Source organism: Gluconobacter kondonii, assembly GCF_002723995.1.
GTDB classification, from domain to species: Bacteria; Pseudomonadota; Alphaproteobacteria; order Acetobacterales; family Acetobacteraceae; genus Gluconobacter; species Gluconobacter kondonii.
Genome location: NZ_BEWP01000001.1, coordinates 418,526 through 443,928 on the forward strand (window position 1 = coordinate 418,526; position 25,403 = coordinate 443,928).

The following is a 25,403-nucleotide window of genomic DNA, read 5'->3' on the forward strand; positions in this document are numbered from 1 at the left end:
TTACGGAAAGATTAGGGTCCGCCGCGTCCGAACCCTTCTTGCTCCGGAAAGATCTTAGATGCCGCGCAACCTGCTGCGTTCCCGCCTACTCCTGACCGTTTTCTGCTCGCCATTTGCGCTGGCTGCCGCGCTTCCGCACTCTGCCAGTGCCGCTGCGACCGAAACCAAAAAGACCGCACCAGCCAAACATGCCGCGAAAAGCAGCGCCAAGCACAAGGCCAAGGTGGATGCCGTCGCTGGTGGTACGGAACAGCTCGTCATCACGGCACGCCGTACGCGGTCCGAACAGGGGCTGAGCCATGTGCAGATCCAGCGCATTCTTCCGGGCATCAACCCGGTCAAGGCGCTTGAGATGCTGCCGGGCGTCGTGTTCAACAATGCCGACCCCTGGGGCAACAACGAGCAGAACTCCTCGCTCTACGTTCACGGCTTCAACCAGAACCAGCTTGGCTACACGCTCGACGGCATCCCCCTCGGCGATCAGGCTTACGGCAACTATAACGGCCTCTCCCCGCAGCGCGCGGTCATCAGCGAGAATGTCGGATCGGCCTCTGTCTCGTCCGGTGCGGGTGCACTCGGCACGGCGTCGACGTCCAATCTCGGCGGTACGCTCCAGTTCACAACGCAGGACCCGCTCAACAAGCGCGGCGCGCAGATCGAACAGGTTTTCGGAAGCTGGTCCACGTTCCGCACCTTCGCCCGCCTCGATACGGGTGAGTTCGGCAACGGCAACTCGGCTTATGTCTCTTTCGTCCGTCAGGATGCGCGCGCCTGGGATTTTGCCGGTCATCAGGGCGGCTATCAGGTCAATGCGAAGTTCGTTCACAACAGCGAACATGACCATTTCTCGACATTCTTCGACTGGTCCCAGAAGGTCGAACCCAACGAAGACAGCATTACACTGCCACAGGGATACGGCATCTATGTTCGGCCGTTCACCTATCCAAATTTCAACTACGCCAAATCCTATATCAATTCAGCAACCTACAAAAATGCAGGCCTGAACTACCGCAACTATTACTCCGCGGCCCAGCGAGAGGACTTCCTCGCCTATTCGAAATGGACACATGATTTCAGTGAAAACCTGCACTGGGACAACAGCATCTATTATCACCATGATCTGGGTGAAGGTGTCGTCGCCGGTCCGATCTCGGCAGCCGGTCTACCGACACTTTTTGCCGCCTATTATCCGGGGCAGGACCTGAACAGCGTCTTCGGCGGCTCAGGCTATGCAACGCGGACAACCGAATACTGGGACAATCGCGGTGGTCTGATGTCCACGCTGCGTTACCATCTCGGCAAGCACTCGATCGAACTTGGCGGCTGGTATGAGCGCAACAACAACACGCAGGCCCGTCGCTGGTATCCGCTGAACGCCAACAACCCGACCACGCCTTACGAGCGCCAGCAGAACGCCCTGATCGACCAGTACACCAACAATTTCTATACCAACACGTTCGTGACGCATCTGCAGGACAACTGGCAGATCTCGAAGAACTTCTCGCTGATGGCGGGCTTCAAGTCCGAACTGGTCTATACCAACGGTACGCTCCCCGTAGCTGCAAAACCGGGCTCCCTCTCCCCGTCCTATGCCGTGACGGCACCGGGTGGCGAGATCGACTCTGCCAAGCCGTTCCTGCCCGCTTTCGGCGCAGTGTGGGACATCACGAAGCATGAGCAGTGGTTCGCCAACATCCAGGAGAACATGCGCTCCTTCCAGGATGCGGGCTATGGCAATGCTACCCCGTGGGGCGCGACCAGCCAGGCCGCTTTCGAAGAATTCAAGAAAAACGGCAAGCCGGAAACGTCATGGACCTACGAGGCCGGTCTGCGTGAGCACCGCCAGATCCATCTTGGTCCGCTGACGGCGATTGAAGGTCAGGTCGAATACTATCACGTTCACTTCTCGAACCGCCTTCTGGCCGTGGCAACCACGCAGACCCTGTCGTCCATCATTGGTTCGGCAACCACGCTTGCCAACGTGGGTTCGGTCACAACGGATGGTATGGATTTCTCCTTCACCACCCATTTCGGTCCGCATTTCTCGCTCTACAACGCGCTGTCCTACAACAAGTCTACCTATAACGATAACTACAGCACGGGTTCGAGCATCATCCACACCGCTGGAAAGAACGTTGTGGGCATGCCGGACTGGTCGGAAAAGTTCGTCTTCACAACCAACTGGGGCAATGCCTACGGCCAGTTCACTGGCGACGTGATCGGCAAGCGCTATGCGACCTATACCAACGATATGTGGGCCGCACCCTACGCCCAGTTCAACCTGAATGCGGGTTATACGTTCCACAACATCCCGCATCTGGCATCGCTGAAGGTTCAGGGCAACATTACCAACCTGACAAACACAAAGGGATGGTCCACGATCAACGCGACCCAGACCGCGGGTCAGTTCTCCGCCTATCCCATCGCGCCGCGCATGTTCTTCCTGAGCCTGAGCGCCTCCCTGTAAGGAACACTGCCTTATGCTGACACGTCGCCAGAGCCTCGGCCTGCTCGCGGCAGGGCTTCCCGCTCTGCACCTGCGGGCGAAAGCCGCGCCCTCACTGGCGCCGAAGCCGCTCGTGTTCGCCCATCGCGGGGCTTCGGCCCTGCGCCCCGAACACACACTGGCCTCCTATGCCCGCGCCATGATGGATGGCGCGGATTTCATCGAGCCAGATCTTGTCATGACGCGCGACGGCCATCTGGTCGTCCGCCATGAAAGCAATATTGTCGGGACGACGGATGTTTCGGAACGCCCGGAATTCGCCTCCCGCCACCGATCCCTCAAGATCGACGGACGGATTGAGACCGGCTGGTTCACCACGGACTTTACACTCGCCGAACTCAAGACCCTCCGCGCCCGTGAACGCCTCTCCACGATCCGCGTCCACAACACACGCTATGACGATCACTTCGAAATTCCGACCTTCGAGGAAGTCATCGAGCAGGTCGCGGCCCAGTCGGCGGCGACGGGCAAGGTTTTCGGTCTGGTGCCGGAAATCAAGCATTCCACATATTTCAATAGCCTCGGCCTGAATCCCGAGGCCGCGTTTCTTCAAACCATCGCCGCCCACAACTACACCCGACAGGCCCCGTTGGAACTCCAGTCCTTCGAAACCGGCAACCTCGGGCGCATTCGCGCTGATGTCTTGTCCATCAATCCGCAGGCACGGCTGATGCTGCTGATGGGTGAGCGTAAGGACGTACCGCCGGACCTTCTGGCAGCAGGCCAGACGACGACCTTTGGTGACCTTATGACGCCGGAAGGTCTGAAAGACATCCGCCGCTATGCCGACGTGATCGGCCCGTCCAATACGGACCTGATCCCGCGTGATAGCAACGGTGCCTGGCTGGAACCCTCCAGCCTCGTAACTGATGCCCATCGGGCCGGACTGCTGGTTCATTCCTATACGGCGCGACCAGAAAACCATTTTCTTCCGGCACAGCTTCGCAACAACGCAGGCGACGCCGCGCGCAATCCCGACGGTATGGTCGCGGAACTCCGCCGTTATCTGGATATGGGGATCGACGGCTTCTTCACCGACGACCCCGCTCTGGGCCGCATTGCAGTGGATGGCAGGAGCTGAGACCTGCTGGTTTTCCACAAAAAAGGAGGTTCACCCGCAAGGGGAACCTCCTTTTTTGTGAGCGTCGGGATCGCTCTCAAGAGAGTTTGAAATGCTTCAGCATGGCTTTGTTGAAGGCCGGAATATCTGCCGGGCAGCGCGAGAAGACGTAAGGCCCGTCCACCACGACATCACTGTCCACCCAGGTTGCCCCCGCATTTTCCAGATCCGTACGAATGGCCGGACAAGACGTGACGGTGCGGCCCTTGAGTTCGTTCACTTCAATCAGCGTCTGAACGCCATGACAGATGGCTGCGATGGGCTTGTTCGCCTTCACGAAAGCTCTGACGAAAGCCACCACATCCTTGTTCATGCGTAAGGCATCCGGGGATGCCAGACCGCCCGGAAGCAGAAGAGCATCGTAATCATTCGGATTTGCACCGACGATCGCCAGATCTGCCCGGATATTGTGAGAGGGATAGATATCCTTGTTCACGGCCTGGAATTCCCCGGCCCTGAGGGAAATAATCGTAACGGTCGCACCGGCTTTTTCCAATGCGGCGCGCGGTGCGGTCAATTCGATTTCTTCGAGGCCATCGGTGGCCAGCGCAGCGACTCTTACCATGATGTTGATCCCTTCAGAAAAAAACGAGCGGCCATCATCAGGCCGCGCGCCAACCCGTTACGCGTTCAGGTAGATTGTTTTGGTTTGAACATAGGCCTCCATACCATGCTGCCCGTCCTCACCTCCAAGGCCACTTTCCTTGTAGCCATGATGGAAGCCCTGCGGTGCCTCGCCACCAGGACGGTTCACATAAATCTCACCAAATTCAAGGTCGCGGGTCATACGCAGGATACGGCCCAGATCATTGGTGAAAAGATAGGCTGACAGGCCGTAGCGGCAGTCATTGGCCCAAGCGATAGCCTGATCGAAGTCCTTCACGCGGATCAACGACATGACCGGACCGAACACCTCATTATGAACGACATCCATATCCTGCGTGACATCTGTCAGCAGCGTCGGGGCATAGAAATACCCTTGGTCATACACGCCGCCCGTCAGACGTTTGCCGCCGATCGCCAGACGCGCACCCTGTCGAACCGCGTGTTCGACGATTGCATGAACCTTGTTGAGTTCATTCTCACTGACCTTGGGGCCAAGATCCGTAGTGGGATCCGTCGGCAAACCGACCCTCAGCGCCTCGATTTTTTCGCGGATTTTATGGACGAATTTGTCATAAACGGCCTCATGAATATAGGTCCGCTCATTGGAGGTGCAGACCTGACCCGCATTACCAAAACGCGCAGCTACTGCAGCGTCGGCAGCCTTCTCCAGATCAGCGTCTTCCATGACCATGAACGGAGCCTTGCCACCAAGCTCCAGCCGGACTTCCTTCAGGGTCTCGGACGCCGCCGCCATGATCTTCTTGCCTGCGGGGGTTGAGCCCGTCATCGTAATCAGCCTGATGTCCTTATGCGCCACCAGCGGCACACCGACATCCTTGCCATCCCCCGTCACGACGTTGATGACACCGTGAGGAATTTTGGCCTCCACGACGAGTTTCGCCAGATGCAGACAGGTCAGCGGCGTCAACTCGTGCGGCTTGAGAACAATGGTGTTTCCCGCGGCAACAGCCGGGCCAATCTTCCGGGCACACAACGCCAGCGGAAAGTTCCAGGCCGTAATGGCTCCAATGACGCCCAGCGGCACGCGGTCGATCAGAATTTTCTCATTCGGCGTGCTGCCCGGAATAATTTCACCCTGAAGGCGCAACACGTTTTCTGCAGCAAACCGCAGGAGGCCAACAGCGAAATCCACCTCGATACGAGCTTCTTTCAGCGGTTTACCCATTTCGGCTGTGATGAGAGCGGCCAGTTTTTCCTTGTCCCGCCTCACCAGATCCTTCAGCGCATGAATGTAGTCAGCGCGTTCAGTGGCCGTGCGGCGGCTCCAGCCGGGAAAAGCAGCTTTCGCAGCCGAGACCGCAGCCTCGACATCTGCCTGCCCACCCTTGGCGACTTCGCCAATAACCGCTTTCGTGGCTGGATTTTCAACCGTAATCCATTCACCACCCTTCGGTGCGACCCAGCTACCATTAATAAAGAGAGTGCTTTTCTCAGTCATGGAGTTTCCTGCATTCCTGTGTGACGACTTGCGTCCTGTCATGAAACAGACGCATCAGCACGACAGCAGTTCATTCGATGACTGAATGGTGGCGACATTCTTTCATAATCAAAAGCGATGATCTGTGACTCTTCAGTTCATTTTTCGTCAGCATCCACATTCGCAAAGGCATGATCCAGAAATCTCCGCCCCAGAGCGTTCAATCCCGGATCACGCCAGATGAAATAGACGTCACTTCCCTTGAGATCTTCAGGATATGTAAACGTGATCCCTTCATCACAACGACTTTGCATCTGTAAAATGATACTGTGCGGAACGCAGGAGATTCCCAACCCCGCCTGAACACAGGCCAGAATCACATCATAGGATTCGACTGTATGGATGATCGCGTTCGACACTCCGTGCCGCTCAAGCCAGGTCTCAAAATATCTTCGATAAAAACAATCGGTGTTAAACAGGAAAACATGCTGCCCATCCCGCGCACCATCCTGTCCGGCAGGCATGGCGAGCGCCAGTCTCTCATGGAAAGCAAAACGGCTTTCCATCAGGGGGTGCACAATCGGGCCATCCGTCAATGCAAGATCGATCTCCCCATCCACCAGCATCCGTTCCAGCGTATAGGACGGACGAAGGAACATCTTCAGTTCCACACCCGGACAGACCTTTAGAAATTCCGGAACAATCTGCGGCAGATACGCTTCGAGGGCCACATCCAGCGCCCCAATATTCAGAATCCCGCGCGGACTGCCCTCCGAAAACAGGTCCGTCAGGGAATGCGCTCCAGAGACGACCGGGAGTGCCTGCCGATAAAACAGGCGACCCTCCGGTGTCAGAATCAAACGGTTTTTTTCACGTAGAAACAAATCCTGCCCGACTAGAAGCTCCAGTTCCCTGAGGCGCGCCGTGACGTTGGACGCCACACAGTTCAACCGTCGCGACGCCGCGACGACCGTTCCCTCCTCCACCACGGCACAGAACATTTCAAGCTGGGCAAGGCGGAGCGGATTCATTGAAAAAATACCCTCGTCGGGCGAGGTGTTTCCCTTAAGAAGATATCCCCAGAATCAGGGAACATCTCCGGGGAAGGCCCTGTGGATTGTTTCTGAAGAACTGGGGAGCGATTGCGCCAGAGCAGCTTTCCTGCGGAGTCGCACGATGAGTGTATCGAGCGCTGATAAAAACCGGCTCCGGTCATTTTTGCTGAAAGACGGATTATAGGTCGTCACCGTCCCCGTCTCACGCAGACCCTGCATCAGATCCCGCATCGCCGAGACCATACCGACGGAGCGCTCGTCGATTTCCTCGCCGTTTGGTCGCAGAACCGAACCTTTCTTGGCAAGACACCGCACGGCCAGCGGAATATCGCTGGTAATGACGATGTCGGACGCCGTCACCTGCTCCGCAATCCAGTCATCCGCCACGTCCGGCCCTTCAGGCACCACAACGCGTTCGATGAGCGCAGACTGTGGGACGTTCATCCAGCTATTAGCGACAATGATCGTTTTCAGGCCATAGCGCGCCCCAACCCGATAGATCTCGTCCTTCACCGGACATGCATCGGCATCAACCAGAAGCCGGGTCGTATTCGACACGGATCAGCCCTCCGTCTGGAAATGACGGATCAATTCCTCCAGCACCACGTCGGGGTGCTTTTCGCCGGAAACACGGATTACAGGCTCGTCGTCACCCGGCACTTCAAGCGTCGCGAGCTGGCTTGGTAGCAGGCTGGCAGGCATGAAGTGTCCTTCCCGCCGCTCCAGCCGCGCCGCAAGCTCAGTGCCGGACGTATCGATATGAACGAACTCGATCGGCAACCCGTTGGCGCGAAGCTGTTCACGATAGGCACGTTTGAGCGCGGAACACGTCAGAACCGCACCATGGCCAGCCTCGACCTGTGCCCGCAGCCAGTCATGGCACAGCGCAAGCCAAGGCGCACGATCCACATCGGTCAGCGGCTGGCCGGTGCTCATTTTCTCGACATTCGCAGGCGGATGCAGGGCATCGCCTTCCTGAAAATGCCAGCCAAGCCGCGTCGCCAGTCCGGTTGCAATGGTTGTCTTGCCCGTCCCCGAAACGCCCATGACCACAAGAAAACGAGGCTCCAGACTCATCTTCACCTGTGCTGCCGAAGCCGTCATGGTTCCCACCGCTCCACGCCTTCTGTCGTGGCGACCAGAACATCCGAGGCCATGTTGAGGAACATGCCATGTTCCACCACACCGACGATCCGGTCGATTTTCCCTACCAGATCTTCGGGGTTTTCGATCGGCCCGAAATGGCAGTCCAGAATCATGTTGCCGGTATCCGTTACGAACAGCGATCCGGCGCGGTCCGTTCTCGGCTTCACACCACGCGCGCCACAGGCCGCAAGGCGCTCAGCCGTGCATTCCCAGCCGAAGGAAATGACTTCAACAGGCACAGGTGCGCGTTCGCCCAACAGATCGACAGGCTTGGTGCCGTCCACGATCACCACGAAACGCTTTGCGGCCTGCGCCACGATTTTCTCGCGAAGGAGCGCGCCGCCCAGACCTTTGATGAGGTTAAGCGAACCGCGCTGGACCTCGTCTGCGCCATCAATCGCAATGTCGATCCGGCGATGCGCGCTGAAATCCGTCAGGGGAATTCCAGCCTTGATCGCCTTGTCCTCACTGTCATCGGAGGTCGGAATGCCGAAAATTTCCAGCCCTTCCGCAACACGCTCGCCCAGACGTTCAATCATATAAGCGGCCGTGCTACCCGTTCCGAGCCCCACGACCATGCCGCTCTTGACCATATCAGCGGCTTCACGCGCCGCGGTGCGCTTGTGAACGTTCATGTCCCTGCCGCTCATGCGTCTTCTCCGACCGCAGCGCGATCTGCAAGAATGACGATCCGGCCTTCGCTCGTCACGCGGGCGGATGGGATGGAGCTGTCGCCTTCGACCAGACGCTCCAACATTTCGATTTTGGATGCGCCCGTCACGAGAAACACGACCAGTGCGCTGGACTGAATGGCGGGATAGGTCAGCGTGATGCGTTCATATGGTGCGGTAGACGGCGCGGCCGTTCCGACCCAAGCCTTGCGTTCCTTCAGAACGGGCTGTCCCGGAAACAGCGAGGCCGTATGACCGTCCGTGCCGAGGCCCAGCATGACCAGATCGAACAGCGGACGCTTCGGATCAAGTTCCGTAGCGCCATAAGAGGTCTGGAGGGTTTTTTCGTAAGCCTGTGCATCCGCCTCCACCGTGTCACCGGTCGGAATGGCATGGACGTTCTGCGCGGGCACCGGGACATGCGACAGCAGGACGGACTGACCGACAGTATGGTTACTGTCCGCATGGCCTTCGGGCACATGGCGCTCGTCGCCGTAGAAAATCTCGACCCGCTCCCACGGGACCAGCTTTGCCCGTGATGGTGTTGCGAGGATCTCGAACAGGCGCTTGGGCGTGGAGCCTCCGGAAAGTGCTACCCGGAACAGGCCGTCCGTCTTGGCGAGAACACCTTCGATGAAGAGGTCGGCCATCCGCAATGCAACGGCTTCCGAATCAGGGAGGGTTTCCAGAGTGGCGGTGCGAATATCGGTCGTCATGAATGGGGAACCCTCGGCAGAATGTAGCGCTCGACAGCCTTGGCCCAGCCATCGCGCTCGTTGGTGTCCGTGAAAACCTGAGCGGCGGCTTTCACGTCCTCTTCGGCCTGTCCCATGGCAATTCCCAATCCTGCGACCGAAAACATCGGCAGGTCGTTATGGGCATCGCCAAGGCAGGCCACCTCATGCGGCGCAATGCCGTGGGCAAGCGCCAGTTCGCGGATCGCCTCGCCCTTGTTGGCAAGGGCCGGCGTCACGTCGAGAAGAATGTCGGAAGAGCGGCGCACGCTCGCTTCTCCCTGAAGCAGAGCAGCAAGTTCGGTCTCAATGTCCTGAAGCAGGCCGGTATTACTACTCACGCCCATGACCTTGCCGATGCCCTCGAATTCCTCGCGCAGATCGGGAACCTGATGGGGCGTCAGACCGGTAATGCCATGTTCGTGCTGAACGAACGGCGTATGCGGATCCTGCACCATCCAGTAGGACTGCCGCAGGAACCATGTTTCGATCTCATGCAACTGCAACATATCATGGACAATAGACAGGACATTCGGCGTAAGAACGCGGCTGACACTCGTGGTGCCGTCAGGGCGGAAAATGATACCGCCATTAAAACCGGCATTCTGCCCTGTCAGACCCAGCTGCTCGATATAACGAACCATAGCGGCGGGTGGCCGCGCACTGGCGAGGCACAGCGGAATCCCCCGCTCCTGAAGTATTTTCGCCATCGCCAGCGTGGACGGCGCAATGGTCTTGTCTGGCGTCAGGAGCGTGCCATCCATGTCGGACACAACCATCCGGATGGTCTTTGGCAACGGTGGCAGATCCGCGTGGATGGCGTCGAGGTCAACGGACATAAAAGCCCCTGTAAAAACCCCCGTCAGAGTCTTTGCGGGGGCTGGCTGGTCAGCAATGGCAAAACCATACCCTGCCAGCCAGTCATTGCCCATGAGGGGCGGTAGTCTTTATTTCTTCTCGACGTGTCCGCCGAAACCGAAACGCTGCGCCGAGAGCACTTTCTCGGCAAAGTTGTTGCCGGACCGCGAACGGAAGCGCGTGAACAGCGCGGCCGTCATGACCGGAGCCGGAACGTCTTCCTCAATAGCGGCCTCGATCGTCCAGCGACCTTCACCAGAGTCCGCGACTTCGCCGGAGAACTCATTGAGGGTTTCCGAACGGGTCAGGGCCTCAGCCGTCAGATCGAGCAGCCAAGACGACACGACACTACCGCGACGCCATACTTCGGCAATATCGCCCATATTGAGTTCGAACCGGTCTTTTTCCGCAAGAACGGGGGAGTTCTTGCTTTTCATGATGTCGAAGCCTTCAGCAAAAGCCTGCATCATGCCGTATTCGATGCCGTTATGGACCATCTTCACAAAATGCCCCGAACCGGCAGGCCCACAGTGCAGATAGCCCTGCTCGGCCCGCGGATCATGGCCCTTCTCGCCACGGCCCGGCGTGCGCGGCACGTCCCCGATGCCCGGTGCCAGCGCGCTGAGGATCGGATCAATATATTCGGCGGTCTCTTTCGTGCCGCCGAACATCATGCAGTAGCCGCGTTCCAGACCCCAGACACCGCCTGAGGTGCCGACATCCACATAGGAGATGCCCTTTTCGGCCAGTTCGGCCGAACGACGGACGTCGTCCTTATAGTAAGTGTTGCCACCGTCGATGATGACATCCCCACGCCCCAGAAGGCCGCCGAGTTCCTGAACACAGGCTTCGGTGATGGCACCTGCCGGAAGCATGACCCACACCACGCGGTGTTCGTCACCTTCGAGCAGCTTCGCCATTTCAGCCACAGAACTGGCGGGGGTCGCACGCCCCGCTTCACAGCGTCCGACGACCGAAGCCGTCACTTCCGGCGTGCGGTCGTGCACGACGACATCATGTCCGTGGCGCGTCAGACGGACGGCAATATTGCCGCCCATCCGTCCCAGTCCGATGATTCCGATCCGCATAACTTATGCTCCTGCCAGTGCTTCGTGGATTGCTGTTTCCAGAGCTTTCAGCCCGTCTTCCAGCGGTCCATCGATATGAACGCGAAGGGCGCGACGGCCACGAGCCGCGAGCACTTCGAAATCGCCTCGTGCCTGCGCCGCCTTGACGACGCTGAAGCTGAAACCATGACCCGGAACCGGCACATCCGCCGCATCCGTCGCCGTGACCTGAAGGAACACGCCGCTGTCGGGTCCGCCCTTGTAGGCCTGGCCGGTCGAATGCAGGAACCGGGGGCCGAATTCGGCGGCTGTCGCCACTTTCAGCGTATCCCGCAGTTCCATACGAACGGACTGTGCCCAGTCCCGCGTCTGCTGATCGCGGCGGATATAGGCGAGCAGACCGACATAGTCGCCCGGCTTCACACGATCAAAAAGCGTCTTGAGAATGGAGACTGCATCGTTTTTGCTGCCAGCAGCTTCCGTGTTCTTCGCATCCGCATAGAAGGACAGCGGGCCATCCTTGGCGAATGGCGTTTCCGGCGGAAGCGAGCCCGTTTCAGCATAAGCCGAGGTCAGCTTGCGCGTTTCGAGCTTGCTGAACTCCACATCGGGCTGATCGAACGGATCAATCCCGAGAACCGCACCGGCTACAGCCGTCGCGAATTCGAACAAGAAGAATGCCTGTCCGATCTGGGAAGCATCGGCCAGACGGATGGTGACGACCGGCGCACCAGCGGCCCGCAAAGCGCCAAGGCGGCTGTCGGGAACGTCGTCGCCCAGCAGAAGGTCCACGAAAATGCGGTCCGTCCCATAGACATCCGGCGCGCCGAGTTCTTCCTCGTCGATGGGGATGAGGCCGAGGCCCTTCTTGCCGGTGCTTTCGGCAATGAGCTGTTCCAGCCATGCGCCCAGCGACGCAATGCCGTCAGAGGCGAGGATCGTCACCTTGTCACGGCCGAAGCAGTGCGCGGCATGACCGAGGATCAAGCCCAGAACCGCACCCGGATTGGCAGCCGGAGGCGCGCTTCCGTCACAGGATTCCACCATCAGGCGCGTGACCGTCAGCAGCTTGCGGACGTCAATGCCGCTTGCCGCCGCCGGGACGAGACCGAAGTTGGACAGGACGGAGTACCGGCCACCGATTTTCGGATCGCCGTAGAACACGCGCCAGAAACCGTTTTCCTCGGCCACTTTCTGCATGTGCGAGCCCGGATCGGTGATGGCGATGAAGCTGTCACCCGGCTTCTTGCCCAGAGCCTGACCAGCCACCTGCCAGAAATGCGCGAACAGGATGTTCGGCTCCAGCGTTCCGCCAGATTTGCTGGCCACGATGAACAGTGTGTTCTTCGGGTCGATGGCTTTCTCGAACGCCGTGACCTGCTGCGGGTCCGTACTGTCGAGAACATGCAGCTTCGGCCAGCCTTCGCGCTGTCCGAACGTCTCGGCCAGAACCTCAGGACCGAGGCTCGAACCACCCATGCCCAGAAGCAGGATATCCTTGAAGCCGCGACTACGGACGTCGCGTGCCAGAACTTCCAGTTCCTCGACGTTCCACAGGCGATCCTGCACGATCGTCAGCCAGTTCAGCCAGTCGGCTTCCGGGCCGTTCGTCCAGACCGACGGATCTTTCTGCCAGATCCGGCGCAGACCGCCGCTCAGGCTCCAATCCTTTTCCGCACCGGCGACATCGTCGCGCAGTTCCGGCGGCAGGTCGGCGCTGACACGCAGCAGACGCTTGCCGATGACGGCCTCGCGCTTGGTTGCCACAGCCGTCAGCAGAGTGTCGAACGATACGCTGAATGCTGCACAGCCTTCCTTGACGAGCTTCGTGGTCACGCCATCCAGATCCAACCCAAGACGCTCGGCCTCAGACAGAACATGCCGCGCCTGTTCGACATTCTCGGTCAGACTGGCACGCGCCTTGCCGTGATCGCGGAACGCATCGAACGTTGCAGGCGGAATGGTGTTGACCGTCTCGGGGCCGATCAGCTCTTCGACATACAGGACGTCGGAATAAGCCTTGTCCTTGGTGCCAGTGCTGGCCCAGAGCAGACGCTGCGGGTTGGCACCCTTTTCGGCCAGAGCCTTCCAGCGAGGGCTGTTACGGACTTCGAGATAGTACTGATAGGCCAGCTTGGCGTTGGCGATTGCAACCTTGCCGCGAATGGCCTTCAGAGCCTCGGCCTCCGCATCGCCAGCCGCAATACGACGGTCAATTTCCCCGTCGATCTTGGCATCGATACGGCTGACAAAGAACGACGCCACACTGGCAAGACGCGAGATGTCTTCGCCACGGGCCGCGCGATCTTCAAGACCGGCAATATAGGCTTCCAGCACCGCCTTGTAGGCATCGAGCGAGAACAGCAGCGTCACATTGACATTGATGCCGTCCGCAATGGCGTCACGAATGGCGCCCGTGCCTTCAGACGTCCCGGGGATCTTGATCATCAGGTTTTCACGCCCGACAGCCTTCCACAGGCGGCGGGCTTCCGTGATCGTCCCATGTGTGTCGAACGCCAGATAGGGCGAGACTTCGAGACTGACATAGCCATCCAGTCCCTTGGTCTTTTCGAACACCGGATACAGAACGGCGCAGGCGGACCGGATGTCGTCAATGGCGAGATGTTCGTACAGATCGCCGGGGGGCAGGCCTTCGTCTTCCAGCAGCTTGCGGATCTGCGGATCGTATTCGGTGCCGTGTCCGATGGCCTTCTCGAAGATGGCCGGGTTGGACGTGACGCCCCGCAGGCCGTCTTCGTCCACCAGCTTGCGGAGACTTCCGTCTTCCGTGAAGCTGCGCTGGATGAAATCCAGCCAGGGGGACTGGCCGTATTTCTCAAGGTCACACAAGGCGTTGCTGACGGTGTTCAGACCGGTATTGGAGATTGTGTCTGCCACAGGATCTCTCCCTTACTTGCCGCGCAGGGCCTGACGCTTCGCTGCGTCAAGAACCGCTTCAGGCGTGAAACCGAATTTCGTGAGAAGTGCGGAGGCCGGAGCCGACGCACCGAACGTGTTCATCGCGATGATCGCACCGCCGATGCCGACATACCGATCCCAGCCGAACGCTGCAGCCTGTTCGACTGCAACGCGGCCGATGACGTCCGGCGGCAGGACGGAATCGCGGTATTCCTGGCTCTGCTCTTCGAAGAGATCGAAGCTCGGCATGGAGACAACGCGGGCCTTGATGCCCTCTTCCGTCAGCTTCTCGTAAGCCGTCACCACGAGGCTGACTTCCGAACCCGAAGCGATCAGGATCACGTCGGGCTTGCCGTCACAGCTCGCCAGAACATAAGCACCCTTCGCAAGACCGGCGGCGGACGCATATTTCGTGCGGTCGATCGTCGGCAGGTTCTGACGACTCAGAGCGAGCACGGCAGGCTTGTGCGTCATCGGGATCAGCGTCCGCCACGCTTCGGACACTTCGTTCGCGTCGGACGGGCGGATCGTCATGATGCCCGGCGTTGCGCGAAGCTGTGCGAGCTGCTCGATCGGCTGATGCGTCGGCCCGTCTTCACCCACGCCGATGGAGTCATGCGTGAAGATATACAGAACCGGCAGTTCCATGATGGCCGACAGACGGATCGGCGCCTTCATGTAATCGGAGAAGATCAGGAAGCCCGAACCGTAGGAGCGAATGCCCGACAGCGCGATACCGTTGCAGATGGAGCCCATCGCATGTTCGCGCACACCGAAATGCAGGTTCCGGCCACCATAGGTGCCGTTCCATTTTTCCGGCTGGAAGGAGCCGCCGCCCTTGATGTCCGTCTTGGTGGAGGGCGTCAGGTCAGCAGAGCCGCCGATCATCCAGGGAAGGTTCTTCGCAACCGCGTTCAGCACCTGACCCGAGCTGGCACGCGAAGCAACGCCCTTCGCATCCGCTTCAAAGGTCGGGATGTCCTTGTCCCAGCCTTCCGGCAGACGGTGCTCGATAATGCAGTCAATTTCAGCCGCGAGTTCCGGATGGGCTTCGCGATAGGCCGAGAACAGCTCGCGCCATTCTGCATTGGCTTCTGCGCCACGCTTGCCGAGGCCTTCGGCGAAATGCTCCTTCACACCGTCCGGGACATAGAAGTCCGGAGCGCCTTCCGGCCAGCCATAAGCAGCCTTCGCACCCTTGATTTCTTCCGCACCCAGCGGCTCGCCATGTGCCGAAGCCGTACCAGCCTTCTTGGGCGCGCCATAACCGATGACCGTCTTGAGCACGATCATGCTCGGACGATCCGTCACTGCACGCGCAGCTTTGAGGGCTGCGAGAATGGCCTCGACATCGTTGCCGTCCGGCAGCGTCTGGACATGCCAGCCATAGGCTTCAAAACGCTTGCCCACATTTTCCGTGAAGGCCAGATCCGTCGACCCTTCGATGGAGATCTGATTGGAATCATAGATCCAGGTCAGGTTCCCAAGTGCGAGATGGCCAGCGGTGGACGCGGCTTCCGAAGCCACACCTTCCATCATGTCGCCATCACCACAGAACACCGTGACGTGATAGTCGAACAGTTTGAAGCCCGGGCGATCATAGCGCGCGGACATCCATTTCTGCGCGATCGCCATACCGACGGAATTGCCGCAACCCTGTCCGAGCGGACCGGTCGTGGTTTCTACACCAGCGGTAAAGCGGTATTCCGGATGACCCGGCGTCTTGGAGTTCAGCTGACGGAACTGCGAGAGATCCTCGACAGTGAGGGACGGCGCATCAACGACCTTGCCATCCTGAATATCCTTCACGCCTGTGAGGAACAGGGTGGAGTACAGCAGCATCGACGCGTGACCGACCGAAAGCACGAAACGGTCACGGGCAGGCCAGCACGGATCGGCCGGATCGTATTTCAGATCATGCTGCCAGACCGCATACATCGCGGGGGCGAGGGCCATGGCCGTGCCGGGATGGCCGGAATTGGCGCGCTCGACACCTTCCATCGAAAGAGTGCGGATCGTATTGATGGTGAGCTGAGGAAGCGTACTCATCGGAATGGGATCTCCGGCTTGTGACTGACAGGAAGAAACGCAACGATATCTTCCATACCTTCTGCTGCCACGGCATGACGCGAAGTCGCGACAGACGCAATGGCTGATCGGTAAACCATATTGTGAAACACGCTCTTGTGCTTGAAGACAACCTGCCACACTTCGACGGTCGTCATTACCGAAACCCCGAAGAATGGCGCCCGGACGAGGCGCGAACGGCCCGCAGTCCCTCGCAGCGGATCGGGAACATCTTCCGCTGGCAGATGGGCCTCAGGCCACGCTGGCCGGATGCCCTTCCCCCGCAGAAAACCTACGATCAGGTCGCGCCTGCTCCGGGGGAATGCTGTGTCACGTTTGTCGGTCATGCGACCGTTCTGCTCCAGTTTGGCCGTGCAGGACGCGCGCCTCTGCGGATCATCACAGATCCGGTCTTTTCCGAACGCTGCTCCCCCTTCCGCAGTTTCGGTCCCCGCCGCGTCTGCCCGTCCGGCATCGCGCTGGATGCTCTTCCCCGCATCGACATCATCCTCGTCTCGCACTGCCATTACGACCACATGGACCTTCCGAGCCTGCGGGCGCTGGCCAAACGTGACGATCCGCTCTGCATTTCCCTCCCGGGCAACCGTCGCCACCTGAAAAAGGCCGCTCTTCCGCGCATCGTCGAACTGGACTGGTGGGACGGCACGACCGATGACGGCGCTCACATCACAGCCACGCCTGCGCTGCACGGAAGCGCACGCACGCCGTTCGATTCCAACCGCGCGCTCTGGGGTGGCTTCACGATCGAAGCAGATGGCCACACGGTCTTTTTCGCGGGCGACACGGCCTGGGGCAAACATTTCGACGCGATCCACCGTCGCTGGCCGGATATCGACCTCGCCATCCTGCCCATCGGGGCCTACGAGCCGCGCAACCTGATGCGCCGCGTTCACATGTCCCCCGAAGAGGCGCTCATGGCTTTCGATACGCTCAAAGCGAAACGGGGCCTGCCGATCCATTTCGGCACGTTCCAACTCACCGACGAGGCCATTCTGGAACCACCCACCCGTCTGGAGTTCGCCTGCCGACCCGCTGGCCGTCCTTTCCGGGCGCTGGAAAACGGTGAAAGCCTCACCCTTCCGCCAGCTGACACAAAAAGCTAAACTGCCCTCCGACATCCCTTCCCCGGATTTTCTGTCATCGGGGACACCGCCATGTGGAAACCGTCATGAACGCCCAGAACGTCACTTTCACGTCAGACCAGATCACCGCCCTGTTCATCGACGCGGCCCGTGAAGGCGATACCGACCTCCTGACCCAGTTTCTGGATGCCGGCATGGCCATCGATACGCCGGACAGCCGTGGCTATACCGCCCTGATCGTCGCCACCTACAACGGCCACACGGACGCCACGCGCCTGCTGCTGGATCGCGGGGCCGACACGGAAGCCACCGATCTCAAGGGAGCCACCGCACTTTCGGGCGTCGCGTTCAAGGGCCTGACCGAGATCGCGTCACTTCTGCTCGATCATGGCGCCGAAGTGGATCACGCCAATCATGCCGGTCGCACACCGCTGATGTTTTCCATCATGTTCAACCGCGAAGACATGGCGAAAAAGCTTCTTGCCGCCGGAGCAAACCCGGACCTGAAGGATGCGGACGGCGTTTCCGCCCGTGATCTGGCCGAACGCCAGTTCATGACCGGCCTGTTCGCCGGAGCGTCCGCATGAGTCGTTTCTGGAACCGTAGGGTTCAGGATCTGCACCCCTATGTGCCGGGCGAACAGCCCAGACTCGCGGACCTGCTGAAGCTCAATACGAACGAGTCCCCCTACGGTCCGAGCCCGAAAGTGCTTGAGGCCATCCGGGACGTGGCCTCCGACGATCTGCGTCTCTATCCCGACCCGACGGCAGCAGACCTGCGGGACACAATCGCCACCCGGTTCGGCACCACCGCCGATCGCGTTTTCGTCGGCAATGGCTCCGACGAAGTTCTGGCCCATGCCTTCCGCGCGCTGTTCCACGACGATGCGCCGGTCCTGTTCTCGGATGTGACCTACGGTTTTTATCCGGTCTATTGCGGCCTGTTCGACCAGCCGTTCCGCCACATCCCGCTCAATGACGATTTCACGATCGACATCGACTCCTACACTGGCGACTGCGGCGGAATCGCCGTCGCCAACCCGAATGCCAATACGGGAATCGCCCTGTCGCTCGAGCAGATCGAAACCCTCCTCAAGCGCCATCCGGACCGGACCGTCATCATTGACGAGGCCTACGTCGATTTCGGTGCCCAGTCCGCCATTGAACTGACACATCGTCATGACAATCTTCTGGTCGTCCAGACGCTCTCAAAGTCCTACGCTCTGGCAGGACTGCGTGTGGGCTTTGCGATCGGTTCTCCGGAACTGATCGAGGGTCTTATCCGCGTCAAGGACAGTTTCAATTCCTACCCCCTCTCCCGCCCGGCACAGGCCGGGGCCATCGCCGCGATCCAGGATACCGACTGGCTCGCAGACATCACGGCCCGCCTCGTTGCAAGCCGTGACCGGCTGGTTCCGCAACTGCAAAATCTTGGCTTCCAAGTCCTGCCATCCTGTGCCAATTTCATCCTTGTGCACCACCCGGAGCACAAGGCCGGAGCCATCGCCGCAGCCCTGCGCGAGCGTGCGATCCTTGTCCGGCACCTCTCCACCCCGCGCATCCAGGACTGGCTGCGTATCTCGATCGGAACGGACGACGCCTGCACCCGCCTGACTGACGTTTTGCGGGACATCCTCTCCTCCCGATCCTGAATTAACCGGACGGTAATGCTCCGTCCCCCATAATCATGAGCCAGACAGGGCCAGACGGGCGCGTTTATGCGCGCTCGATCCCGCCACCCTCCGGGTGGGTGAACGGGAGGCCCATGAATGTTTCATGCGGAAAGACCGAATACATGCGTGCATTTCAGGGACAGATGTCCGACAACCAGCCTATTCGCCGTAATCAGGCCGAAAAGGAAAAGCAGCTTCGGGACCTCAAGGAAACGATCGCTTCCATGAAGTCCCACACGTCTCCGACGCTGAAGGAAAGCATTCAGCGCCGCATTCGTGAGCTGGAAACCGAACTGCGCACCATCGCGCGCGAAAAAGCCGCGAAGGCCGCAAACCCGGACGCCCAGTCCGACCGCCAGCGCCGTCCGCCGCGCCGCAACACGATCCGTTCCATGTAAGGGATGATCGCAGAGAGGCTGGTGTGGAAATTCCTCCGTACCAGCCTCTCTGCTTCAAGATGCCTGAACAGCGTCCCCGTGTGTCTCTGACGCCCGGTCCCATGCCGGTCCCATCAAACGTAGCCTCGTAGGGTGCAGGCCGTCCGTCTCGGTCAGAACGTAATAGGCGGTATATTGTCCGGTCGGTTTTCCCGGACGATCCATCAACGCCTTGAAAACATTGCGGTCCGCCGTCATCTGCGTTCCATCCCCGACCAAAGGCTGATTCCACATTTCCAGCGCTTCAGGCGCCCGTGTCCGGTCGATCATCAAGCAGTTTGGGTCCACGAACCCACCATAACTTGCGCGAAAAATCCCACCTCCGATCCCGACCGACTCCCACTGATCCTCACAGATTGGCTTCAGTGTCCGCGGATGCACGAACCAGCGCCCTGCCCACGCCCAGTCCTGTCCTTCAATCGCCGCCAACAGAGACGAAAGATGGCCTGGCGCCCACCAGTTATCATCGTCGAGATAAGCAATGCGCGGGGCATTCGAAAGCTGGCTGAGTACGCTGCGCAATACGCCGCCGTCTCTCGCCCGCCCGAACCCTCCATGACGCTGTGACGTGGAATAGCCGGGCCAGAGCACTTCGACGGCCCAGCCCGGTGGCCGCCCTTCGGTCGCGCGTTGAATCAGATCGTCGGCATCGTCACCCGGAGGGCGATCCAGACCAATCATGATCTGAACCCTCAGATTTCCCGTCTGCTGAAAAACAGACTGGACCGCCCGGACAATGGTAGGCCTCAGAAGGCTTGGCATGACAACCGCCACATCGAAAGGGCGCTGGTCGAGCGTGCCTGGATCAGCGAAAATATGAAGTCCGGGTTTCATGTCCGGCACGATACTGCGCCCTCAAAGCCCTGTCACCTCACGCGGTGCTCTCTTGCACTTCAACGCTACAGAGCACACCATGAGGATCAGAATGATCACTGCGAAAGAGTCCAACGTGTCCGCTTCCTCCACCTTTTCGCACGAACAGCTGCTCGACCGCTTGGGCGAGGTCGCCGTCCGCGTTGGCCTGAACATCTCGCCGGGCCAGCAGCTCCTCATTACCGCGCCACTCACCGCCGTTGCGCTTGTCCGACGCGTCACGGAACATGCTTACAAGGCCGGCGCCTCACTGGTGACGACCCTATACGCGGATGATGAAACCACGCTCGCACGTTTCATCCACGCCCCGGACGACGCCTTCGACGTCGCTCCGACATGGCTGGCCGAGGGTATGGCGCGCGCGTTCCGCGAAGGCGCAGCCCGCATGGCCATCACCGGCGCCAACCCGACGCTGCTCAAAGGACAGGACCCCGAACGCATCGCACGCGCCAACCGCGCCAGTTCCAAGGCAAACCGCCCGGCGATGGAAATCATCACCCAGTTCGCCGTGAACTGGAACATCATCGCATGCGCCACACCAGCCTGGGCCGAACAGGTCTTCCCGGACCTCCCCCCGGAAGACGCCCTCGCAGCCTTGTGGGACGGTATCTTCAAAGCATCTCGCGTGGACGTGGCCGATCCTGTCGCCGAGTGGAAAGCCCATAACGCCGCCCTGCATGCCCGGGCGAAATTCATGAACGACAGCCGCTTCGATGCCCTGCATTTCAGCGGCCCCGGGACGGATCTGACGGTCGGCCTTGCGGACGGACATCTCTGGGCAGGCGGTTCAGAAAAATCGGGAAATGGCATCGTCTGCAACCCGAATATCCCGACCGAGGAAATCTTCACGACCCCGCATCGCAGCAAGGTCAACGGGCGCGTCAGCAGCACCAAGCCGCTGTTCCATCAGGGAACTCTGATCGATGAAATCTCGGTGCGTTTTGAAAACGGCCGTATTGTCGAAGCAACCGCCAGTCAGGGCGAGGACGTGCTCAAGCGTATCCTCGATACCGATGAAGGCGCGGCACGGATTGGCGAAGTCGCCCTCGTACCGCATTCCTCGCCCATATCGGCCAGCAAGATCCTGTATCGGAACACGCTGTTCGATGAGAATGCGTCCAGCCATATCGCGCTCGGCCAAGCCTACACGAAATGCATGGTCGATATCGAAGGTCTGACGCCGGACGAACTTCTGGAACGGGGCGTCAACGACTCCCTTATTCATATCGACTGGATGATCGGTTCGGACAAAATTGATCTTGATGGCCTCAAGAACGGCAACCGCGTGCCGCTGATGCGCGCTGGAGAATGGGTGCAGGTATGACGTCTTTCCGCATGACAGGCCTTACGGGCCTTTTCGTCTCTGTCGCGATGCTGCCTCTGGCCGCACAGGCACAGTCTTATCCGCAAGCCGGCTACCCTGCTCAGGGGGGCACCACAAGCCAGACCCAAATCGACGGAAGTGTGCCGCTTCAGGGAACTCCGCAGCAGACTCCTCAGATTCCGCCGCAGGTCCGTGCCGATATGGAGCACGCCATGCAATACCCCCTGCCGCCAGACTTCATGACCCGTGCGGCAGCAACGATCGCAGAGCTTCAGGCCCGCAACATCCAGCCCCCCAACTCGCACGGCGCAGGACTGGCCGAGACAATCAGCCGCATCAGCCAGATTCCCGGACTTGCGCCTGTCCTGCAAAGCCACGGCTTTACGCCTGAAAGCTTCGTGATGGGCATGACGACCTTCGGCATGACCCTTGCCGCCAGCAACGGCCAGCTTCCAGCCGGAATGCCAAGCCCCAATCCCGCCAATGTCGCGCTTTTCAAAGCGCAACCCCAACAGGTTACGGCCCTGATGCAGGCCATGGGCAATCCACCCCATTGAATACGAAACCGCGGCCATGCTTCCAGCAGGATGGCATGGCCGCTTCAGTCTCCGAAAAAGATCCGAATGCCCATCAAACTAGACCCCGCACTCCTCCCTGCCCTGAATATCCTTGGCATGGCCCAGTCCGGCGCCCTTTTGCGTGCTGAACGGGAGACACCATCAGATGGTATTCCCGCCTTCGTCACCCTAGCAGGCTGGGATGAACTCGCAGCGACACATGCTGCAAACCACGATGCTCCTCACAATGTGCTTCTTCCGGCACTCGAAAAAGCTGTCGCCCGTATTCTAACTCACGCTGCCCAAAACGCGTCGCAGACGGGTGAAATGACGCCTGTCATCACGATTCAAAGCGATCTTTTTCCCAGCGACCCTGATCTGGTTCTGGCATTCGTCCGTGATAGCACCCATCCCGTAGCCTGCGCCCTGATTGGCACAGCCACGCAGATCGAGGCAGCACTCCGTGGGCGGGACGCTGCTCAGGACTGACTGAACTGGCGAATGGCCAGTTCATCCAGCGCATTCTGTTCTTTTTTGAGTTCCGCCTGCCGTTCTTCTTCCTGCCGCTCCTCTTTCAGAGTTTTAACGGCTTCCATAGCAGCTCTCGCGATAATCAGTGCCGAGCGCACGGTTTCTCGATCCAGCGCGGCTTCGCGGCAACGCGCCTGCGCTTCCGTAACAGCCTTGCGCCCCGCAGGAAGCCAACGGCTGAAGGCTTCCACAGCACCATCCCCCGCTGTTGGACTGGAGGCGATCCGCTGTTCACTCAGGATTTCTTCCTGAGCTGCCGACAGCTTTTCTTCAGCGGCTGCCTCACGCGCGACGGCCTCTGCGAAACTTCTTTCAACAAGATCAAGTTCCTGTGCACGCAGGGCGATGAGAGTATCGAGGGGTGACTGTTCCATCCTGAAGAATCCTTCATGCCGCATTCAAAGGAGTGGTTTGCGGAATTGTCTGCATAATTTGTGCGAGCTGTTCAAAAGCCTCTGCACGTGTGGATCGCTCGTTGCGCCCCTGAAACAGGAACTGGTTCAACCTGGGCATCAATGCGATAGCCTCGTCAACCTCACGATCCGTGCCTGACTTGTAAGCGCCAAGCCGGATCATATCCGCCATACGCTGATAGGTCGCCATTGCTGAGCGCGCGCGTTGAGTAAGGGCGTTTTCCTCAGAGGAATTGCACCCCGGAACCGCCCGGGACAGAGAGCGCAAAACATCAATCGCGGGATAACGTCCCTGTTCGCCAATCTTGCGATCCAGAATGATATGGCCATCCAGAATACCGCGCACCGCATCCGCAACCGGCTCGTTCTGATCGTCGCCCTCTACCAGAACGGTGAAGAGAGCCGTAATCATCCCCTGATCGGGGTATCCCGGCCCTGCGCGCTCCAGAAGTCGAGGCAGTTCGGCAAACACGGAAGGCGGATAGCCACGCGTTGCAGGAGGCTCACCCGCAGAGAGACCGATTTCACGCAACGCCATGCAAAACCGCGTCACACTATCCATCAGAAGCAGAACCGACTTACCCTGATCCCTGAAATACTCTGCAATTGTCATGGCAGACAGGGCTGCCTCACGACGCATTAGCGGAGGTGAATCCGATGTTGCGATCACAAGAACGCTCCGGGCCAATCCTTCGGGGCCAAGATCGTCCTCAATAAACTCACGAACCTCACGTCCACGCTCCCCCACGAGCGAAATCACGGCGACATCACACTCCGCTCCTCGCGCAAGCATGGAAAGCAGTGTCGATTTCCCAACACCCGATCCGGCAAACAGTCCAAGTCTCTGGCCGCAACGAGATGTTGTGAACGCATCCAGAGCCCGTACCCCAAGATCCATCCGCTCTCCCAAGCGTGCCCGACTTGCCGCGTTAGGCGGAGAGCACTGAATCGCTTGGCGTGAAGTTGAAGGCAGCAAAGGCCCTTTTCCATCAATCGGCTGCCCTAACGGATCCACCACTCGTCCAAGCCAGCTTGAATTAATACTCAAGCCACCATCATGACGATTGAGAGGCACCCGAGCCTCACAACCCGGACCAATACCGTCCAGCGCGCCGAAAGACATTAACCGTGCAGCGTTGCCTTGAAATCCCACAACCTCAGATTGTACCACCCGACCATCACGAGCCATAACCGCGACTCGATCTCCAATCGTGATGAATCTCTCGAGTCCAACGACGGTTATGCAAAGGCCAACAACGTCCTTCACGCTTCCCCTAACCCAGTCACAACTGAGGTTTGAGAGCATTTCAAGCAGTCTGGCGTAATTGCTCATAGCAACAGTTTTTGACCGTTTTCTGCGGGTTGTTTCAACTTTCACACCCTACAACCGCATAGTTAATATGACCTTAATGTTCCCTTATGAGGGGAGAAATAATGACAATTTTACGATTTTTTATTCAGAGCTATCGACACACACAACCTTGGGTAGTAACCATTAATTCACCAAGCCGGGAGTTGAAACATGCGTATCCTTCTTGTCGATAGCGATCAGTCCGCCGCCACCACGTTATCCCAGACCCTGCGTAATGCATCTTTTACTGTCGATCATACGCCATCTGGTGAAGAGGCCATCGAGATGCTGCGTCATTACGACTATGACGTGGTTGTGCTGGAACTGATGCTGAACGATCTGGAAGGATACGAAGTCATCCGACGTGTCCGGGCAGCCCGTATCACAACACCGATCCTCGTCCTCTCGGCCCTGCTCCGTTCTCAGGCCAAAATTCGTGCCTTTTCGATGGGGGCCGATGATTACATGACAAAGCCATACGATGCAGGCGAACTGGTCGCACGCCTTCAGGCTGTCATGCGACGCTCCCGTGGATTTGCGGAGCCGAAGCTGCGAGTGGGGAATCTGGAACTGGATCTGAACGGCAAAAATGTTACCGTCGATGGCGCGCCACTGCATTTGACAGGCAAAGAGTATGCCATTCTGGAATTGCTCGTAATCCGTAAAGGATCCGTCCTGACCAAAGACGCGTTTCTTAACCACCTTTATGGTGGCATTGATGAGCCAGAAATGAAGATCATTGACGTCTTCATCTGCAAATTACGTCGAAAATTACAGAATGTTGGTGCAGGCAACCTGATCGCGACCGTTTGGGGACGTGGTTACATCCTGCGAGAAGAGGATGTCGCAGAAACTGTTGCCCTTGCGAGCCTGCACCCTAAAACTTCTACTCATGTTCTCGAAGCGGCAGTCTGAAGCAGACTGCCACGTGAGACGCTGCTGACCGAAGACAGCA

The 25,403-nt window shown here is 59.1% G+C and carries 24 protein-coding genes; 10 read left to right on the plus strand and 14 right to left on the minus strand.

Translation table 11 applies throughout. The features are described 5' to 3' along the window. Positions 1–58 precede the first annotated feature (58 nt). Positions 59–2,467, plus strand: coding sequence for a TonB-dependent receptor (locus GKO01_RS01905; RefSeq protein WP_099285437.1), 2,409 nt, complete (start codon positions 59–61; stop codon positions 2,465–2,467). Between the two features lie 13 nt (positions 2,468–2,480). Next, positions 2,481–3,587: a glycerophosphodiester phosphodiesterase family protein gene (locus GKO01_RS01910; protein ID WP_099285438.1), complete on the plus strand. Its 1,107-nt coding sequence runs from the start codon at positions 2,481–2,483 to the stop codon at positions 3,585–3,587. A 76-nt stretch (positions 3,588–3,663) separates the two neighbouring features. Here the strand turns inward: GKO01_RS01910 and GKO01_RS01915 are convergent, their stop codons facing one another. The 11 genes from GKO01_RS01915 to tkt form a co-directional block, all read right to left on the minus strand. Further along, positions 3,664–4,191, minus strand: a complete 528-nt coding sequence (locus GKO01_RS01915; protein ID WP_099285439.1) for a type 1 glutamine amidotransferase domain-containing protein — start codon at positions 4,189–4,191, stop codon at positions 3,664–3,666. A 57-nt stretch (positions 4,192–4,248) separates the two neighbouring features. Then, on the minus strand, positions 4,249–5,691 hold the full coding sequence (gene aldA, locus GKO01_RS01920) for an aldehyde dehydrogenase (RefSeq protein ID WP_099285440.1): 1,443 nt from the start codon (positions 5,689–5,691) through the stop codon (positions 4,249–4,251). A gap of 137 nt (positions 5,692–5,828) precedes the next feature. Next, entirely contained in the window at positions 5,829–6,701 is an 873-nt protein-coding gene (locus tag GKO01_RS01925) for a LysR family transcriptional regulator (protein WP_099285441.1), read from the minus strand. Between the two features lie 54 nt (positions 6,702–6,755). After that, positions 6,756–7,283 (minus strand): YaiI/YqxD family protein, encoded by a 528-nt coding sequence (locus GKO01_RS01930; RefSeq protein WP_099285442.1) that lies wholly within the window; start codon positions 7,281–7,283, stop codon positions 6,756–6,758. Positions 7,284–7,286: 3 nt separating this feature from the next. Beyond that, positions 7,287–7,829, minus strand: a complete 543-nt coding sequence (locus GKO01_RS01935; RefSeq protein WP_099285443.1) for a gluconokinase — start codon at positions 7,827–7,829, stop codon at positions 7,287–7,289. After that, positions 7,826–8,521: a ribose-5-phosphate isomerase RpiA gene (gene rpiA / locus GKO01_RS01940; protein WP_174694204.1), complete on the minus strand. Its 696-nt coding sequence runs from the start codon at positions 8,519–8,521 to the stop codon at positions 7,826–7,828. Before rpiA ends, GKO01_RS01935 begins: the two co-directional genes overlap by 4 nt. Further along, positions 8,518–9,258 carry a 6-phosphogluconolactonase gene (gene pgl, locus GKO01_RS01945; RefSeq protein WP_099285445.1) on the minus strand — a complete coding sequence of 247 codons (741 nt, stop codon included), beginning with the start codon at positions 9,256–9,258 and terminating at the stop codon, positions 8,518–8,520. Before pgl ends, rpiA begins: the two co-directional genes overlap by 4 nt. Beyond that, entirely contained in the window at positions 9,255–10,115 is an 861-nt protein-coding gene (locus GKO01_RS01950) for a Cof-type HAD-IIB family hydrolase (protein ID WP_174694205.1), read from the minus strand. Before GKO01_RS01950 ends, pgl begins: the two co-directional genes overlap by 4 nt. Before the next feature lie 108 nt (positions 10,116–10,223). After that, complete coding sequence (gnd, locus tag GKO01_RS01955) at positions 10,224–11,222, minus strand: phosphogluconate dehydrogenase (NAD(+)-dependent, decarboxylating) (protein ID WP_099285446.1); 999 nt, start codon at positions 11,220–11,222, stop codon at positions 10,224–10,226. Between the two features lie 3 nt (positions 11,223–11,225). After that, entirely contained in the window at positions 11,226–14,099 is a 2,874-nt protein-coding gene (locus tag GKO01_RS01960) for a bifunctional transaldolase/phosoglucose isomerase (protein WP_099285447.1), read from the minus strand. Between the two features lie 12 nt (positions 14,100–14,111). Further along, the gene (gene tkt / locus GKO01_RS01965) at positions 14,112–16,169 is read right to left on the minus strand and encodes a transketolase (protein ID WP_099285448.1); all 2,058 of its coding nucleotides are present in this window, start codon (positions 16,167–16,169) and stop codon (positions 14,112–14,114) included. 137 nt (positions 16,170–16,306) lie between these two features. Here tkt and GKO01_RS01970 point away from each other — a divergent pair, with 137 nt between their 5' ends. The 4 genes from GKO01_RS01970 (at position 16,307) to GKO01_RS01985 (ending at position 19,360) form a co-directional block, all read left to right on the plus strand. Further along, the gene (locus GKO01_RS01970) at positions 16,307–17,311 is read left to right on the plus strand and encodes an MBL fold metallo-hydrolase (protein ID WP_099285579.1); all 1,005 of its coding nucleotides are present in this window, start codon (positions 16,307–16,309) and stop codon (positions 17,309–17,311) included. 65 nt (positions 17,312–17,376) lie between these two features. Next, positions 17,377–17,877, plus strand: a complete 501-nt coding sequence (locus tag GKO01_RS01975; RefSeq protein WP_174694206.1) for an ankyrin repeat domain-containing protein — start codon at positions 17,377–17,379, stop codon at positions 17,875–17,877. Next, positions 17,874–18,941, plus strand: coding sequence for a histidinol-phosphate transaminase (gene hisC, locus GKO01_RS01980; protein ID WP_099285450.1), 1,068 nt, complete (start codon positions 17,874–17,876; stop codon positions 18,939–18,941). Before GKO01_RS01975 ends, hisC begins: the two co-directional genes overlap by 4 nt. A 143-nt stretch (positions 18,942–19,084) precedes the next feature. Beyond that, a complete protein-coding gene (locus GKO01_RS01985) occupies positions 19,085–19,360 on the plus strand; it encodes a hypothetical protein (RefSeq protein WP_062029124.1) in 276 nt (91 codons plus the stop codon). A 54-nt stretch (positions 19,361–19,414) separates the two neighbouring features. Here GKO01_RS01985 and GKO01_RS01990 read toward each other — a convergent pair whose 3' ends face one another. Beyond that, positions 19,415–20,233 carry a glycosyltransferase family A protein gene (locus GKO01_RS01990; RefSeq protein WP_099285451.1) on the minus strand — a complete coding sequence of 273 codons (819 nt, stop codon included), beginning with the start codon at positions 20,231–20,233 and terminating at the stop codon, positions 19,415–19,417. A gap of 91 nt (positions 20,234–20,324) precedes the next feature. On the opposite strand from GKO01_RS01990, the gene GKO01_RS01995 reads away from it, so the two are divergent. From GKO01_RS01995 to GKO01_RS02005, 3 genes are all read left to right on the plus strand, one after another. Then, positions 20,325–21,596 (plus strand): aminopeptidase, encoded by a 1,272-nt coding sequence (locus GKO01_RS01995; RefSeq protein WP_244901280.1) that lies wholly within the window; start codon positions 20,325–20,327, stop codon positions 21,594–21,596. Beyond that, the gene (locus tag GKO01_RS02000) at positions 21,593–22,153 is read left to right on the plus strand and encodes a hypothetical protein (protein WP_099285580.1); all 561 of its coding nucleotides are present in this window, start codon (positions 21,593–21,595) and stop codon (positions 22,151–22,153) included. Before GKO01_RS01995 ends, GKO01_RS02000 begins: the two co-directional genes overlap by 4 nt. Positions 22,154–22,219: 66 nt before the next feature. Beyond that, a complete protein-coding gene (locus tag GKO01_RS02005) occupies positions 22,220–22,642 on the plus strand; it encodes a hypothetical protein (protein ID WP_099285581.1) in 423 nt (140 codons plus the stop codon). On the opposite strand, the gene fliJ is transcribed toward GKO01_RS02005, so the two are convergent. Next, positions 22,633–23,058 carry a flagellar export protein FliJ gene (gene fliJ / locus GKO01_RS02010; RefSeq protein WP_099285453.1) on the minus strand — a complete coding sequence of 142 codons (426 nt, stop codon included), beginning with the start codon at positions 23,056–23,058 and terminating at the stop codon, positions 22,633–22,635. The two genes, GKO01_RS02005 and fliJ, sit on opposite strands and share 10 nt — an antisense overlap. Before the next feature lie 13 nt (positions 23,059–23,071). Beyond that, positions 23,072–24,430 carry a flagellar protein export ATPase FliI gene (gene fliI, locus GKO01_RS02015; protein ID WP_099285454.1) on the minus strand — a complete coding sequence of 453 codons (1,359 nt, stop codon included), beginning with the start codon at positions 24,428–24,430 and terminating at the stop codon, positions 23,072–23,074. Between the two features lie 189 nt (positions 24,431–24,619). Here fliI and GKO01_RS02020 point away from each other — a divergent pair, with 189 nt between their 5' ends. Further along, a complete protein-coding gene (locus GKO01_RS02020) occupies positions 24,620–25,363 on the plus strand; it encodes a response regulator transcription factor (protein ID WP_099285455.1) in 744 nt (247 codons plus the stop codon). The last annotated feature ends 40 nt before the right edge of the window (positions 25,364–25,403 follow it).